The organism is Clostridium mediterraneense, assembly GCF_900091705.1.
In the GTDB taxonomy this organism is placed as follows: Bacteria; Bacillota; Clostridia; order Clostridiales; family Clostridiaceae; genus Sarcina; species Sarcina mediterraneense.
Genome location: NZ_LT594784.1, coordinates 1 through 16,324, shown reverse-complemented (window position 1 = coordinate 16,324; position 16,324 = coordinate 1). Strand labels below are relative to the sequence as shown.

The 16,324-nt window shown below is 23.9% G+C and carries 16 protein-coding genes and 1 pseudogene; 9 read left to right on the top strand and 8 right to left on the bottom strand.

Annotated elements, in window-relative coordinates:
- Window positions 1-223 precede the first annotated feature (223 nt).
- A complete protein-coding gene (locus BN8917_RS01380) occupies window positions 224-640 on the top strand; it encodes a hypothetical protein (RefSeq protein WP_066869566.1) in 417 nt (138 codons plus the stop codon).
- A 25-nt stretch (window positions 641-665) separates the two neighbouring features.
- On the opposite strand, the gene BN8917_RS01375 is transcribed toward BN8917_RS01380, so the two are convergent.
- Window positions 666-1,151: a hypothetical protein gene (locus BN8917_RS01375; RefSeq protein WP_066869563.1), complete on the bottom strand. Its 486-nt coding sequence runs from the start codon at window positions 1,149-1,151 to the stop codon at window positions 666-668.
- A gap of 125 nt (window positions 1,152-1,276) precedes the next feature.
- Window positions 1,277-1,741: a hypothetical protein gene (locus BN8917_RS01370; RefSeq protein WP_066869561.1), complete on the bottom strand. Its 465-nt coding sequence runs from the start codon at window positions 1,739-1,741 to the stop codon at window positions 1,277-1,279.
- Window positions 1,742-2,387: 646 nt separating this feature from the next.
- Here BN8917_RS01370 and BN8917_RS01365 point away from each other — a divergent pair.
- Window positions 2,388-2,957, top strand: coding sequence for a hypothetical protein (locus tag BN8917_RS01365; protein WP_207644755.1), 570 nt, complete (start codon window positions 2,388-2,390; stop codon window positions 2,955-2,957).
- 1,072 nt (window positions 2,958-4,029) lie between these two features.
- Here BN8917_RS01365 and BN8917_RS01355 read toward each other — a convergent pair.
- Entirely contained in the window at window positions 4,030-4,428 is a 399-nt protein-coding gene (locus tag BN8917_RS01355; protein WP_066869553.1) for a hypothetical protein, read from the bottom strand.
- Window positions 4,429-4,597: 169 nt separating this feature from the next.
- A complete protein-coding gene (locus BN8917_RS01350) occupies window positions 4,598-5,503 on the bottom strand; it encodes a replication initiator protein A (protein ID WP_066869550.1) in 906 nt (301 codons plus the stop codon).
- A 309-nt stretch (window positions 5,504-5,812) separates the two neighbouring features.
- On the opposite strand from BN8917_RS01350, the gene BN8917_RS01345 reads away from it, so the two are divergent.
- Both BN8917_RS01345 and BN8917_RS01340 read left to right on the top strand, forming a co-directional pair.
- The gene (locus tag BN8917_RS01345) at window positions 5,813-6,286 is read left to right on the top strand and encodes a MarR family transcriptional regulator (protein WP_066869548.1); all 474 of its coding nucleotides are present in this window, start codon (window positions 5,813-5,815) and stop codon (window positions 6,284-6,286) included.
- A gap of 148 nt (window positions 6,287-6,434) precedes the next feature.
- Complete coding sequence (locus BN8917_RS01340) at window positions 6,435-7,670, top strand: MFS transporter (protein WP_066869545.1); 1,236 nt, start codon at window positions 6,435-6,437, stop codon at window positions 7,668-7,670.
- Window positions 7,671-7,896: 226 nt separating this feature from the next.
- On the opposite strand, the gene BN8917_RS01335 is transcribed toward BN8917_RS01340, so the two are convergent.
- Window positions 7,897-8,217, bottom strand: a complete 321-nt coding sequence (locus tag BN8917_RS01335) for an HIT family protein (protein ID WP_265327629.1) — start codon at window positions 8,215-8,217, stop codon at window positions 7,897-7,899.
- A gap of 237 nt (window positions 8,218-8,454) precedes the next feature.
- Here BN8917_RS01335 and BN8917_RS01330 point away from each other — a divergent pair, with 237 nt between their 5' ends.
- Both BN8917_RS01330 and BN8917_RS01325 read left to right on the top strand, forming a co-directional pair.
- A complete protein-coding gene (locus BN8917_RS01330) occupies window positions 8,455-8,667 on the top strand; it encodes a hypothetical protein (protein ID WP_066869542.1) in 213 nt (70 codons plus the stop codon).
- Entirely contained in the window at window positions 8,664-9,395 is a 732-nt protein-coding gene (locus BN8917_RS01325) for a hypothetical protein (protein WP_141668648.1), read from the top strand. Before BN8917_RS01330 ends, BN8917_RS01325 begins: the two co-directional genes overlap by 4 nt.
- 161 nt (window positions 9,396-9,556) lie before the next feature.
- Here BN8917_RS01325 and BN8917_RS01320 read toward each other — a convergent pair whose 3' ends face one another.
- Window positions 9,557-10,564 (bottom strand): TDT family transporter, encoded by a 1,008-nt coding sequence (locus BN8917_RS01320; RefSeq protein WP_066869536.1) that lies wholly within the window; start codon window positions 10,562-10,564, stop codon window positions 9,557-9,559.
- Window positions 10,565-10,987: 423 nt separating this feature from the next.
- Window positions 10,988-11,488 (bottom strand): hypothetical protein, encoded by a 501-nt coding sequence (locus BN8917_RS01315; RefSeq protein WP_066869533.1) that lies wholly within the window; start codon window positions 11,486-11,488, stop codon window positions 10,988-10,990.
- Between the two features lie 494 nt (window positions 11,489-11,982).
- On the opposite strand from BN8917_RS01315, the gene BN8917_RS01310 reads away from it, so the two are divergent.
- From BN8917_RS01310 to BN8917_RS01300, 3 genes are all read left to right on the top strand, one after another.
- Window positions 11,983-12,564: a tyrosine-type recombinase/integrase gene (locus BN8917_RS01310; RefSeq protein ID WP_066869530.1), complete on the top strand. Its 582-nt coding sequence runs from the start codon at window positions 11,983-11,985 to the stop codon at window positions 12,562-12,564.
- Window positions 12,565-12,676: 112 nt separating this feature from the next.
- Window positions 12,677-13,699 carry a spore photoproduct lyase gene (gene splB / locus BN8917_RS01305; protein WP_066869527.1) on the top strand — a complete coding sequence of 341 codons (1,023 nt, stop codon included), beginning with the start codon at window positions 12,677-12,679 and terminating at the stop codon, window positions 13,697-13,699.
- A 174-nt stretch (window positions 13,700-13,873) separates the two neighbouring features.
- On the top strand, window positions 13,874-14,179 hold the full coding sequence (locus BN8917_RS01300) for a hypothetical protein (protein WP_066869524.1): 306 nt from the start codon (window positions 13,874-13,876) through the stop codon (window positions 14,177-14,179).
- A 259-nt stretch (window positions 14,180-14,438) separates the two neighbouring features.
- Here the strand turns inward: BN8917_RS01300 and BN8917_RS14270 are convergent.
- A pseudogene (locus BN8917_RS14270) lies at window positions 14,439-16,324 on the bottom strand (hypothetical protein); the annotation flags it as partial.

Below are 16,324 nucleotides of genomic sequence, written 5' to 3'. Positions count from 1 at the left end.
ACAACACTAAGTGTTAGCTTATTTTTTTCATTCTATTATATCAGGGTGTATAGGTATATTTCCATTATATATGATAAATCATCTTTATCTCGTAAATTATCTTCATTTGGTGAATCATCATTAGAACTAACTATTGATAATCTTTAGAATTTTGCTATCTATTTTACTTAGTTGTAAATACCTGCATATAAAATATTGCTATAATTTAGATGGAGATGATATTATGCCTAATTATTACACTTATGAAGAAATGGATTTAGATGAAGCAATTAAATATTTAAATGATTATTATGAAAAAGTTAAAGATACTCGAGATGAAAAAGGATATATGACTAGACTTCATGGTTTTATTACTCCAGAGATTAATTCTGAGAAAATTGATAATTTAGAAGCTTATAAGTATACAGTTATTGCTAAAAAATGGACTAATAATGATTTAAGGTTAGATATTTTTAATGATAAAAAAAAATCTACAACATATTTAACAACAGAGCAAATAAAAGAATTAAAAAAGTTTAATGATTATTTAAAGCAAAATGATGTTAAAAGATATATTAAATATCAAAATATTAGGGTAGCAACTGTTTATTTGACAATAGTATTACTGACAATATTATGGTGTCTAAATAATAGAGCCTAAATAAGCTCTATTATTTAATTTTAGATTAAAAACAAAGCGTAAGTGCTAATGCTGTAAGTACTTCTTCTCCAGTTGGTGAATCAAAGCATGTAACAAAATCTTCCCATGTATTAATAATAATTTCTTCATTTTCTGTACTTTCTAACTCATCTAAGCTTTCAAATATCTCTGGAGTTTTATCTGAAAATTCTAAAACATCTTCTCCCTTTTCTTCAATTAATCTAGCAGAATTTTCTTTTAGAGTATTTATAGTTTTATTTATAAATTTTATATTAACTGTATTCCCTTTCACTAATACAGTATATACTTTAATAAATACAACTAATGAAACTATTAAGTTAGTTCCACAACCTGATAATAGTATAGGAATAGAATTTGAAGGTATAGTACCGTATGTACTTAAACTTATAGAAGGGGGTGGAGAGTATATTTTAGTAGATGGAGGTATAGCACTACTTGGACTTTTAGGATTCTTTAAGCTTAAAAGAGTAGGAGTTTTAGGGTAGATCAAGGTTTAAAAAATTTTATTAATATAAATATTAAGTAAAATATATAAAGAAAGATAAATAATAAAATAACCTTTAATTCTTATTGTAAATTTAATTTACTCTAATAATTAAGGGTTATTTTATATATTTAGTCTTTTTTAGGTAATCCTAATATTGTTAAAAAAAGTATTCCTATTAGAAGAAATAAAATTAAAATTAAGACAATAAATATTGAAAAGTTATGCATTAAATTCAGTGTTAAATCTGTACTATTTGATATAACACTAAATAGATAATTAGATGATAGAATTGCTAAAAATACTGATCCTAGAACTATATAATTTTTTATTGATAAAAAATCTTTTAAAGAAGAATTTTTAGAATTTATAACTAATAAACTACATGCTCTTAGTAATATAAATACTATTATGAATGAAGAAATAATTCTAGGAACAAACCAGATTAAAAGTGTTTGATTTGTAAGTTTATCTGGGTAATTATGAGAAAGATTATAAAATACAATGTAAATAGAAAGAATAATCATAATAATTATTAATGAATATTGTAAAATACTCTTCTTAAAGTAGGAATTTTCTTTTGAATTATTGGTCATTTGTAAAATCTTCTTTATAATATAAAATATACTATAATATAACATCTAGTTAAAATTATATGGTTAAAGATTGGAGACAATCAGATATATTTAGTAGAATTATTTTACTGAAATTAATTATAAATATAATATTGGGGAGTTATTTTTTATTTTAATACTTGCTAATGTTATAATGATTAGTTAAATTTAGAACATATTCTAAGAAAGTTATAAAAGCTTATTAAATATAATATTTGATAAATTATAATAACAATAATTTAAAATAAGAATATGTAAGAAGTTTATGGTATATTACAAAAGTTCCTTTTATTTAAAGAATAATAAAAATTTACCTAATAAATACTTTTGTATTTATTAGATTTTATTATATATATATTGGTAATAGGAAGTGAAGAGTAATTATTTTAAATATATTATTTGAAGATTAAGGAGTTAGATTCTTAATCTTCTTTTTTATGTTTAGACATTACTATATTAATTAAACTTAGTTATAAGTAATTATGAGATAAAGAAGGTAAGAGGTAGATAAGAGGATAGTTATTTATTTGCTAAAAATATTACAGATAAAAATATAATTAATTTACAAGATATTTTTTGTTTTTATTTTATAGTAAATGTATAATATATATTATTATAAGTATAATTTTTGAAAGAAGATGATCAGATGCCAGGAGGATTATTACCTCAAAAGATTATATACCATGATGTTCAAGAAGCTATAGATAAATATAAAAATTGGTATAATGAGATAATTAATAAGAACTTGAGTAACAAAAAATTAGAGGATCAATTAGCTTTTTATGGTAGAGACCTTGTGAATTTTTTAGGGATGTCAGAAAAACGAAGAGAAATAATTAAAACATTAAGTAATGGTGAATATCATATAAATGTTAAAAGTTATGGTCATAATACGATGTATAAATTAGAAATATTAAAAAGAAAAAAAGATGAAGATATTGGTGCTACAGAGGAACAAATTTTAGAATTACAAGATTTTGTTACTTATCTTGAAAGGGAAGATGTAGTTAATAGATTAAAAAAATTTAATAAAAGTAGCAATATTGCTCTTATGATTATTTTACTTATACCAATATATCTAATAGTTCATTTTGCACTTGCTAAAAGTCATGTTTTACAAATATTATTTTTAATACTTGTAATTATAGTTTATATAAGCGGTATTAAAAATATTAAAAATACTAATCCTTATTCATAATTATATGAATTAAAGAAGATTTATTTAATAATAAAGAATTTAATTTATATTATAGTCTAGTAATAGGATCTAATTTATGTAGAATAACTGATATGCTTAGGTATATTTCAAATAATATTGTAGATGTTCATTAAATAATAAACTAAGAGAAGTAAAAAAAGAAGAAATCAGAACTATTTTCCATATACAGAATAAATATAGAGAATTTTAAATGATATTATGCCCTTTTAAAGAAGTTTTAGTTATTATATGGATTATATTTTTAAATTTATATAAATTTATGTATAATTATTATCAATAAACATTAGTTATAGGAGTTACATATGATAAAAATTAAAAAATATCAATACTTAAGTGTTATGCTTATGTATATATTAATAACATGGATTATATTAATACTTGATTTAAGCCAAGCTAAAATTGTACTTAACAAATATAATTTTAATATATTTACTACCTTACAAATAATATTTTCTATACAATTTATGTTTTTCATATATTTTATAATAAAGAATATAAAGTATATGAAAGGTATATTTAAGCGAAATTTTATTATGAAAGTATAGTTCATTTTTTTATAGCAGGACTAGCTATTATTTATCTAATAGGATTTTTCATTTGGAATGGTTATGATAATTTATTATTTAAACTAGAAATTATTATACTATCAGCTGAAATAATCTTATGTAGATTAATAGAAGTAAAAAATTAAGAGACAACAAACTATTACGTTATTATTTATTTTACCTATACCAATGTATATAATAGTTCATTTTGTTCTTGCTAAAAGTTATATTTTACAAATATTATTTTTAATATTTATAATTATAGTTTATATAGCCGGTATTAGACAAGCTATAAAGCCCGATCCTTATTTCTAAACTTATTTAGTATTAAATAAGTTTAGGATTGTAGTAGAAAGTAAAGAGTAAATTATTTTTAAATATATTATTTGAAGAGTAAGGAGTTAGATTTTTAATCTTCTTTTTTATTGTCTAATATTAATATATTAATTAAATTCAATTATAAGTAATTGTAAGATAAAGAATGGAAGAGGTAGATAAGAGGATAGTTATTTATTTGCTAAAAATACTATACATACAACTATAATAATATAAATTAGAAAATATCCATTTTTATAAAGTAAATTGATTGTACTTTTATTTTCTAATACATATTCAGAATATCTTTTTAGTGCAGCTATTTGTTGAAAAGTAAGGGGGGCATTTTGAAATACTTCTGGTATAGTTATCATAAATTTATACTTGGTACCACTTACTAATCTAACACACCAATTACGATCATTTAGATTTAAATTTTGTATTTTCTTATGTTGATCACTGATAAAATATGAGAGCTCACTAAAATAATTATATTCATCTGATTTTGTCTTTATATTTTTATACTTTTTTTCAAAATATTCAATCGCTTCATCTAAGCTTCTTTCTTCTACAGTTTCGTGTTTTGTCATATATAATTACTCCTAATTAATTTTACAGATATCCTTATATAAATATCTTTAATTTATATAAGGATATCTTTTACTTTTTAATTAAATATACTATATTTATTGGAATTAATGGTTAAGATTTAAATACATTGAAATCATTAGAGTATTAATAATTAGATTTAAATAAGTTTTACCAACCAAGTATATCTTCATCAGCATAATTATTTTGTTTATTATTATTTATTGTCTTTTGCATTTTAAGTATATTAATTAAAGTATTTTTAAAGTAAGCATATTGACTTATTCCAAGCATTTCAACTTTATCTTTTTCAGATGTTATAGTTATAGCATCTATTAATGAGTTATAGCTTTTTGTATCAAAATCTAACCCCTTAAAATCTCTATCAGCTTTTAGTCTTTGAATAAATGGTGTAGTAGCTAGTGGATAAATTTCTTTTGGGAGTATAACTTTTAAATCTTTTTCTTTATTTTTAAGAGTAGAAAAGGAAAGATTAGAGTTAGTTTCTATATTTATTTGAACTATATCTTTATTAATTTCTTTTATACTTTTCTTTTCTTTCTTAGTATTATTTTTATTAATATTATTTATTTCAGTATTATTCTTAGGGGAATCATCCTTATCCTGAGAGGGAATATCTCCTTGTTTTGATGGGGAATCTTTCCCTGTCTTATTATTATCTTCTGAAATATTATTTTGCTCTGTATCAATTTGAAGTAAGTATAATAAATCAGGTAAGTTTTTGCCTTGTTTTTTTCTATATAAAAGATTATATTCTTCAAGTTGTTTTAAGTATTTTCTAACTGTCTTAGGGTCTTTAACTCCTAAAAGGTCACAAAGTTCAGCTTGAATAAATATAAAATAAATTCTATTTTCTTTATCAAGCCAATTATTTTTTATAGATAAACTATGCCTATCTAGTAATATTCCATATAATAATTTACTTATAAGATTCATATTAAAATATTTTGAGTTTTTGTCCATAAATTGCTTTGGTACTTGATAAAACTTTCTTCTATTTTCAGTTTCTAATGTGAAAAACTTATTTTTAGCTATTTTTAATTCATTACTTTTCATAATATAACACTCTCCTAAATTTTATTATGTAAATAGTAGTTAACTATTAGCATAATAATTTCTATATACTTTTTATAAACTTAAAGGAATTAATCCCTACTAAGTATATATACCTGAGTTAGAGAATTTTTTAGAAAAAATAAATATTTTTTATATTTTTTTGAAATTAGATTTATATGAGTTGTAATATAGAATATATTTTTAGAATTAAGCTATACAATTCTTGAGATAGGTATTTTAGGATTGTTGAAATAGAAACAAAACTTTAATATAATATTAGTAATGTACCAAAAGATAGGAGGATAGGCCATGAATAAGGAAGAACAGGTTATGGATGGTTTTAGGGAACTATTTAATAAGATAGCTTATCTTAATAAGCCTAAGATGGAGAAAAGCCTTGAAGGATATAAGGCTTCAGAAGTACATTGTATTGAATATATTGGGAAAAATATTGATACCAACGTAACAAAACTTGCTGAGGCCTTTTATATGACTAGAGGTGCTATGAGTAAAGTTACTAAGAAACTTATAAATAAAGGTTACATAGAAAGTTACCAAAAAACAGAAAATAAAAAAGAAATTTATTTTAAGCTTACGAAGCAAGGAAAAGAAATTTTTGAAACTCATGAAGAGCTACATAAGGAGTTTTTAGAAAGAGATAAAGTAGTATTTGAGCAAGTAACAGAGCAGCAACTTAAAGATATGATTAATTTTGTAGAAAGATACAGTAAGCATTTAGATACAGAATTAAAGAAACAAGATATAGATATTAAATCAGAATAAATTTAAGTAATGAAATTAAAGGCAGCTAACTTTATTAAAAGTAAGCTGTTTTTTTGTTTTATCTTTTTGTTGACATGGAAACAAAAATAGTTTATTATCTTTATTGTTGACAGGGAAACAATATTATAAATTTGAAAGGAGAATTTAATTGTTTAAATTTAAATCATATAATAAACAAAATACAGGAGAAACTATAGATAAAAAAGCTTTAATATTTGGACTTATATCTGTATTTCTTTGTGGAATAGGCTTTAGTATAATAACACCTATAGTTCCATTTTTAGTAGAGCCTTATGTAAGTAATTCTGGAAATCAAGCTATAGTTGTTACACTATTAACTTCTATTTATGCAGTTTGTGTATTTTTTGCAGCTCCTGCACTTGGAGCTTTAAGTGATAGATATGGACGTCGTCCAATACTTTTAATTTGTCTTTTAGGATCCACAATTGGTTATTTAATCTTTGGAATGGGAGGAACTTTATGGGTACTATTTCTTGGAAGAATAATAGATGGTATAACAGGTGGTAATATAAGTACTCTTTTTGCATATTTTGCAGATATTACTCCTAGAGAGCAAAGAACAAAATATTTTGGTTGGATAAGTGCTATTGCAGGTATAGGAGGAGCTATTGGACCTACTCTAGGTGGGCTTCTTGCTAAGTTTGGCTATTCTGTACCTATGTACTTTGTAGTAATAATAACTTTATTAAATCTTATTTATGGAATTATTTATATGCCTGAAAGTCTTGATAAAAATAATAGACTAAAAAATATCACTTTTACAAGACTAAATCCATTTATACAGCTTGTAAATATACTTTCTATGAAAAACTTACGAAGATTACTTATTTCAGCGTTTCTTCTTTGGGTACCAAATGGAGCGCTGCAAGCAACTTTTTCAGAATTTACAGTAAATACTTTTAATTGGAGTCCTGTAATAATTGGACTTATGTTTTCAATTATGGGAATTCAAGATATTATTTCTCAAGCATTTATAATGCCTAAACTTTTAAAGAAGTTTAGTGATATACATATAGTGATTCTTGGAATGAGTTCAGAAGTTATAGGCTATAGTTTTATTGCAGCATCAGCAATATTCTCATTCTATCCTCTTGTTATTATTGGAATGTTTATATTTGCCTTTGGTGATTCAATCTTTGGACCTTCATTTAATGGAATACTTTCTAAGTCTGGTGATTCTAGTGAACAAGGAAGGATTCAAGGAGGTAGCCAAGCTATTCAATCTCTAGCAATAATAATTGGACCTATTATTGGAGGAGAGATTTATGTATTACTTGGTCATACTGCCCCATTCTTTATGGGTATAATTCTTATAGGAGCTGTAATACCAGTTTTATATAAGAGTATAAGTGTAAAAGCATAAATTACATATCTCACTTATAAATTCTTCAATATCTTTTAAAAATTTTATAAATTATCTTTGTAATAAATATTTTTAAGAAAATATAAAATAAGGTTTCAGAACTTATCAGTAAATTCTGAAACCTTATTTATCTATGATATAAAAATTTTTAATTCTATTTTTTAATTTTATAATTAAAATCTTTTATATAATCACCATTTTTATATAATAATATAAGAGTTTAATTTTAATAAACTTGAAGTTCAGCTTTAAGTTTATTTTTGACAAACTCTAAACTATTAGTATTAGTAAGTTCCGTGCATTTCCACTCAAACTTATCACCTATATATCTAGGGAAAATGTGCATATGATAATGTCCAAAATCTGAAAATGCTCCACCATTTTGCATCATAGTATATCCATCACAATTATATACTTTCTTTATAGCTTTATATATATGTTTAGATATTTTCATAATCCTAAGTAAAATATCATCATCTAGTTTATCTATACTATCACAATGTTTTTTAGGAACTATCAATACATGTCCTTCATTAATAGGATCTATATCTAAAAATCAGCATAAAAGTTCATCTTCATAAATAATATGCGAAGACTCTTCTTTCTTTATAATTTTACAAAATATACAATTAATATTCTCCATCTTAAACACTCCCATTTATATTAATAGTATTGTATCATATTTCCTAATATACAAAATATAAAACTAAAAATTTATTTAATTAAAAATAATATCTCTAATTATGATAAAATAGTAAATATATGAGAAATGGTGGAGGGAATTATGAAAGGATTTATTAGTGAATTAAAAGCAGTATTACATAAAATATTTAGGTTTGATAATTATTTTTATAATGTAGATGTTAGTGGAGTTTTAGAAAATAATATACTTATAATATTTACATTTTTAAGAGCTATATTAGTAGTTCCAATATTATTTTTTATTATTGCTGCATTTGGAGTATTTATAATATTGCAGGTATGTTATGGCTTATGACTACTTTTCTTATTGTATATGAGATTCCAATAGTAGCTTTAATATGGAATTTATTTAGAATAAAACTAGATAAGGATAGTTTATTAAAGAATATATTTAGCCATATGTATTGTTTTATTTATATAGTTATTTGTATTGCAGGAATAAGTGGTGATATAAAATATGGGGGAGATATTTTTCATTCATATTGGGCTATTCCAATAGTAGCAACCTTAGTAATTCCTATACTTAGATATATTTTTATTAAAAGAAAGTATAAAGATTATGATCATTATAAAGAAAAATTAGAGGAAAGAACTAATAATGATTTAAAACTTTCTAAGAACTCAGGTGACATAATATATAATAATATCCTACTAGGAGTAGCTTTTTCTAGTATTCCCTTCTCTATAAGTGGATTAATATTACTTACATTATCAAACTTTCTAGGGGAAAAGTTTATACAGAATGAGGAGTTTTATTATATTGTAATAAATATAATTGGAATTATAATAATGAGCTTAATTATTAGATATCTTAGGGATGTAAAAACTAAAGCAGGTAGAATTAAATCAATAATCTTACCAAGTATTATAGTTTGTAGCTCAACATTTTCTACATTATTAGATATTTTATTTTTCTCAGAAGATAAGTTTGATATAGGACTTACTATTTATATATTAGGATATATATGTCTTATATTAGTTGTTATCAAAAAGCTTAACTATTTTAGAAAAAGTATTGCTTAAATAAAATACTCGTAAATGATATTTGAAATCAAAAATATATAAACAACTAAAAATAATAACTATATACTATTCAATAAATCGGTAATACGGTGATTTAAAAGTAGATAATTTTATAATATAAAAAGACAGTATCAAAAACTCAGATACTGTCTTTATTATTATTATTTTTCTTCTGCTATTGCTTCTTTAATATACTTAAAGTCTCTTTCTAATTTTGCTTCTTCTCTTGGATTTATTGCTTTTACAAACATTATTAAGAAGTTTACAAGAACTACAAATACAACATAAGTTGCGATAAATATTTCTATATTTCCAAGTAATTTAAATGTTGCTGAAAAATTACTGTGGCCCATTCTTCCAAAGTATGCTGATAATTTAAATGCAGCAAGTGTTGCTATTGCAAGTGGGAATGTAAATGATGCATGTGTTGGTTTAAATCCATCTTTAAATAATTTAATGATGTATGAGTATACTACTGGAAGTAGTAATAATCCTGTTATTATTAACCACCATAACATATATTTATTTGGATTTTGGTATATTGTTAACATACCAACTATTCCAAGTGGGGCAGGTGAACAAATAATTCCTACTGTTGGAAGTTTATGATCTTCCATCTTTTCACTTCTAAATACTATATATAATACTAATGGTAGAAGTGCTGTATAGAATATAAATCCAAAGTAAAGCATGAATTTAGCTATTGGTTCAACTCCTGCAATTCCTTTACTTGCAACTGTTCCTGTAATCATTCCAGTATAAACAATAAAGCATGTAGGTACTATATTTTTAAAGTTTCTTTCTTTAATTCTAAGGTAAGTATAAATTAGTGCAATTCCATAGTGCCAAACAACTGCTGCTAACCATAAAATTGTACATGTTTTTGGGAACTTTGGATAGAAGTAATTAGCAACTAGCCAAGTAACCATACCTATTGTTGGATAAAATGTTCCAAGTACTGGGTTTTCAATTTCTTTTGCCATTTTCTTTGGGAACATAATTGCTCTAATTACCATCAATGTTAGCATTCCAATTGCTAAGATAATTGATAATACTTTTAAGTAATCTATTCCCTTAAGCATCCAGCAGTTACTAAGTGTTATAAAAGAAAGACAAGTTCCACTTATGCCTATTGGGTAATTTTCAAGTTTCTTTAAATATTTAATCATATTATCACCTTTCATTTGTATTTTTATTATTAATTTTTTTCTTTAGTAATCTTATCCACTAATAGATTATATAATTTATTTCTATATAAGTAAATTATTATTTATTTTCTTTAGTGATCTTGTTTACAAGTTAATTATATAATTAATTAATGTATAAGTAAAATACTATTATTACTTATAAATCATAGGTATTTAGTTATATATAAATTTTATATATTAAATTAATTACTAAATAAATTAAGGGGAAGTTTTTATGTTACTAAATACTATATTTAATAAAAAAATTACTAGCGGAAAGCTTATAAATGTTGTAATGTATACTCTATCAGCTTTAAATAATTTTAATTTTTAAATAATTAATTATAAATATTAGTGATATATCTTTAAAATAAGAAAAAAAGCTAGCAATTTGCTAGCTTTTCCTTATGCTATCATAGTATTTTCTTTTATTTTAAACTTAACTAATACTCCTACTACCCTTACAATTATCATAGCAAAAGTAAAGAATATAAATGCAGGTCCTATTACATTAAAGCTTAAGTGGTGAGTTATCATAAACTTACCAAAAGTTTCTGGATACCAGTCTTGTGCATAATAAGAGAAAATAATTTTCCATCCAAGTCCTACTATCCATAGTAAAAGATATGTTATTCCACATATAGTATACTTTTTATTATCCTTAATTTTAGTTTTGACACTTGCAGTCATAAGCAATCCAAATACTGCTCCTAGTAAAGTCATTATTACAAGTACTATTATATCGTTTTTATCTGTTGGTATTGATCTTAAATATTTATAAGCAAATATGCCACAAATCACAAATGGTAATAATACACTTTTAAAAGTAAACTCCCTTTCTCCAAGTTGTCTAAATATTACTGATAATAGTAATGCTATAATCAGTATCCAGCTTTCCATTGTCATTTGTATTTCCTCCTTAAAATCTATCTTATGTAAATTTATTTTTTGTTTTCCTCACTTGATGTCTTTATTATATTAAATAAAAGTTCTTTTGTAGTGTTACTAAAGTAATATAAAGAGTCACAAAAAAAGTCATAAAATTTATATTATTTTTAAATTTATTTTATATTCAATTTTAATGAAAAATAAATTTTAAGATGAATTAAAAACTTAACTTTAGCAATAAGATTATTTTTTGAAATTTAAAAAAATCTTAAAATTGATATGTTGTTTTTTTATAAAACTTTTATAGATTTTAGAGTAAAAATATAAAAGTTCGTATTTGATAACATAATACGAACTTTAGCTATATTACTTAAATATAAAAAATATATTTTTAATAAACGAACTTTTTTTATGCAAAATACGAACTAATATTATATAATATTAGTATGAATATTTTTATGAAAAGTAAATAATTTAAAATTTATTTTTATAAGGAGTGAAACTACAATTATATGGCTAATAAAAAAACAGTTGCTTTAACTACTGAACAGATGAGAGAGATAATAAGTTTAATAAGAAATGGATTTGTTATGGAAAATGGACAAACTGTTCATGGAAGTGATAAGATAGCAACTATACTTGTTGTCCAAGCTAATTTGGGCTTAAGAATAGGAGATGTATTAAATTTAAAATTAAATGATTTAATTAAAGATGGTAATAGATATAGATTAGATATAATAGAAGATAAAACTGGGAAGTTAAGAAAGTTTACAATTCCAGATGAAATATATGCTTATATAAAGATGTATGCAATTGATAATGATAGAAAATCAACTGCTAAGATATTTGATATATCTGTTAGAGCAGTACAGAAAAAGCTTAAATACGCTTGTGATTATCTAGGTTTAGAAAATATTAGTACACATAGCTTTAGAAAATATTTTGCTACACAAATATATATAAAATCTAATTATAATATAGCTTTAGTTAAAGAATTACTTCAGCATAGTAGCACAACTATAACACAAAGATATATTGGTATAAGCTCTTATGAAGTAGAAAAAGCATTAAATGAACATATAATCTTAATTTAGATAAACAAGGATAAGTTGAAATATAGCTTACCTTTAATATTTTTGTATAAATTCAAGGTACTATGCTGATTATATTAATATACAACTAATATTAATATGAGAGGGAAAAAATATGTTTAAACCAAAGAGAATAGTATTTGAAAAAAATTCATTAGATTATGAAATTGGAAAGAATATTTATGATTATTTTAAGGATGATAAAAATATAGAAATTATTCAGATTGCAAATAATAGAATAAAGCAGCATATACCTGGAGATGATGCACAGCAGTTTTATAAAGAGGGGAAAAACACACTTGTAGTAGGAGTTAAGAAAGTAGGAAAATTTCAGTCATGTAAGCCATCAGCACATTGGCAATTACCTTTGTTAAGTGGCTGTATTGGTAATTGTCAGTACTGTTATCTAAATACTAATCTAGGTGATAAACCTTATTTAAAAATAAATGTTAATATAGAGGACATTTTAAATCAAGCTCAAAAATATATTGATGAAAGAAAACCTAATATTACAATATTTGAAGGCTCTGCTACCTCTGATCCAATACCAGTTGAACCATATACTAATTCATTAAAAAGAGCAATAGAATTCTTTGCAAAAAATGATTTTGCAAGGTTTAGATTTGTAACAAAGTACCCCTATATTGATTCATTATTAGATTTAGAACATAATAATAAAACAGAAGTAAGATTCACTATAAATACAGACTTTGTAATAAAAAATTATGAAAAAAGGACTGCCTCTAGAAATAGAAGAATAGATGCAAGTGTAAAAATAGCCAAGGCTAATTATCCTTTAGGCTTTATAATTGCCCCTGTATTTATTTATGATGGCTGGAAAAATGATTATGAAGAATTATTAGATGAGTTAAAGAAGAAATTACCTAGTGATTTAAATCATAAATTAACTTTTGAAGTTATTTCTCATAGATATACTCCACGAGCTAAAAATTTAATAATGGATATATTTCCAAGTAATACATTACCAATGAATAATGATGAGAGAACATATAAATATGGTCAATTTGGCTATGGAAAATATGTTTATAAAAAAGAAGATATGCTTGAAATAAAAGAATTTTTCACAGAAAAGATAAATGAATATTTCCCATCAAGTGAAATAAAATATATTATTTAAAAAGAACTCTATATGTTGTAGTTTAAATAAAAACTTAACATATAGAGTTCTTTTTTTATATAAATACTTAATTTGAAAAGTTAAATCAATACATTATTATCCATTTCATGTTAATATATGTATATAAAGATTATTATAAAGGGAAATAAATTAAAATTTTTAAGGGGGATATAATTGAGAAGATTTCAAACACTTGAATTTAAAATTGCTGCTACTCTTACATTTCTAAGCTTATTTTTACCACCTCAAATACAAAATATAGATGGACTAGGTAAGAGCCTCAAATATGGTTATTTATATGGTTATATAACTATATTACAAGATAAAGAAGGTTTAGGAGATAGTATATTATCTAATCTATTTGATAATAAAAGCTTTAGTTTAAATATTTTAGATATAGTTGTAAATGTAATTATTTTTTATTTCATAACTAGGCTTATAAAAAATATTTATTTAAAATATAAGGCTAAAAGTTATTAAGCTTTAATCTTAAAAAAGAAGCTTATAGTAGCAGTAGCTTACTTACATTTTTTTGGTGAAGAGAGCATAATTAAATTGTTAGAAGAAAAAGGCTATGAAATTAAGGATATAGCTTAAGTTTATAAAATTTAAAATAACTAATTATAATCAAAAAACCTCCATTTGTTATAGTTTTAATAAAAAACTTAACATATGGAGGTTTTTATTATTTATGACTAATAATAAATTAGTCTTTCCTAAGTTTAGAAATTAAATATTTTTATTTCTTCTTTCTAAACAAGAATAATGCTGCAAGAGTTGAAAGTATACCTGCTAATACTCCAGCTTCCTTAGCTACATTATTATCATTATTTGATAATCCAGTATGAGGTAGATCATTTATTTGCTTTTCAGCACCTGAAGAATTAATATCTACATTTGATTTTGATGTAGTATTATTAGACTCATTTGTATTATCTACTTTAGGATTAATAGTCTTATTACCTTCAGTATTTCCAGTATCAACTGGCTTTGTAGGTTCTACATTTTTATGATTATTATCATCAACTATTTTACCTGTATTATTATCAGGTGTATTATTCTTATGATTATCATTATTATGAGTAGAATCACTAGGGTTATTAGGAGCTACATTATTATGATTATCACTTGTTGTATTACCTGTATTATCATGATTTGGTTTATCAGGTGTATTGTTCTTATGGTCATCATTATTATGAGTAGAATCACTAGGTTTATTAGGAGCTACATTTTTATGATTATCACTTGGTGTATTACCTGTATTATCATGATTTGGTTTATCAGGTGTATTATTCTTATGATCATCATTATTATGATTATCACTTGGTGTATTACCTGTATTATTATGATTTGGTTTATTAGGTGTAATATCACTATTATTAATCTTACCTATTATATAAGTTATATTGTTATTAGTATTTCCTTGAACTGTTGGAACTTCTGATTTTTCTACAACCTTACCATTTACGATTATTTTTTCAATCTTATAACCATTAGGTAACTCTGGAATGTTAGTATCTACCTTGCTTCCAACTGGTCCTGTTATAGTTTTACTTGGAACAACATCTTTATTATTACTACTATAAACTTCATTTATTGTAGTTGATGAAATATTTTTAGCAACTATAACTTTAATATTATAATCAACTTCTTTTGACTTATCTGATGATAAAGTCTTAGGTAATTGATAATTTCCATTTTCATTAGGAGTTAATATATTATCATTAACAATTACTTTAGTTATATGATAATCATCTGGAATATTAGGTATTTTAATATCTATCTTACTTCCAGGTTTACCACTAGCAATTTCATGATTTGGTACTAAAATATCTCCTGATTGTGTTACAACATTTATATAAACTTTATCAGTAATATCTTTTTCTAAATGATGAATTACATCTCCACCACCATTTCCATCAACTATTTTACCAGTATCTGTTGGGATTTTTCCTATTGTGTAAACAATTGTTTGATTATCTGCACTTTGAACAGTTGGAACTTCATTTTGTGAAACTTCCTTTCCATTTACAGTAATCTTAATTACTTTATATCCTTCTGGAAGCTCTGGAAGTCCTGTTTCTACCTTAGTTCCTTGAAGATTTATTGTTGTTTTATCTGGAACAACGTTTGTACCATCTTGATATTTTTCTTCAACCGTTGTTGTTGGATTTTTTGCAACAATAACTTCTATATGATCATCAACTTCTTGATTTTGATTATCTGATAAAGTATTAGGTAATTCGTATTTTCCATTACTATCTGGAGTAATCACTTTATTATCAACTATAACTTTTACAATATGATAATCCTTTGGAATTTCAGGCATTTGAACATCTATCTTAGCTCCAGGTACCCCACTTGCTACTTCATGACTTGGAGTTAAAACAGTTCCTGATTCAGTTTTAACATCAACATAAACTTTATCTGTAATATCTTTTTCTACATGATAAATTGTTGTGTTATCGCTATTTCCAAATACAGTTGGTACTCCACTAACTTTTTCACCATTTCCATTAGTTATGCTAACTATATGATATCCTTTTGGAATTTCTGGTGTTTTAAGTCCTGTTTCTGTTCCTGTTTTACCAGTCTTTGAAACTGCTGGTATAAGTTCTTTATTGT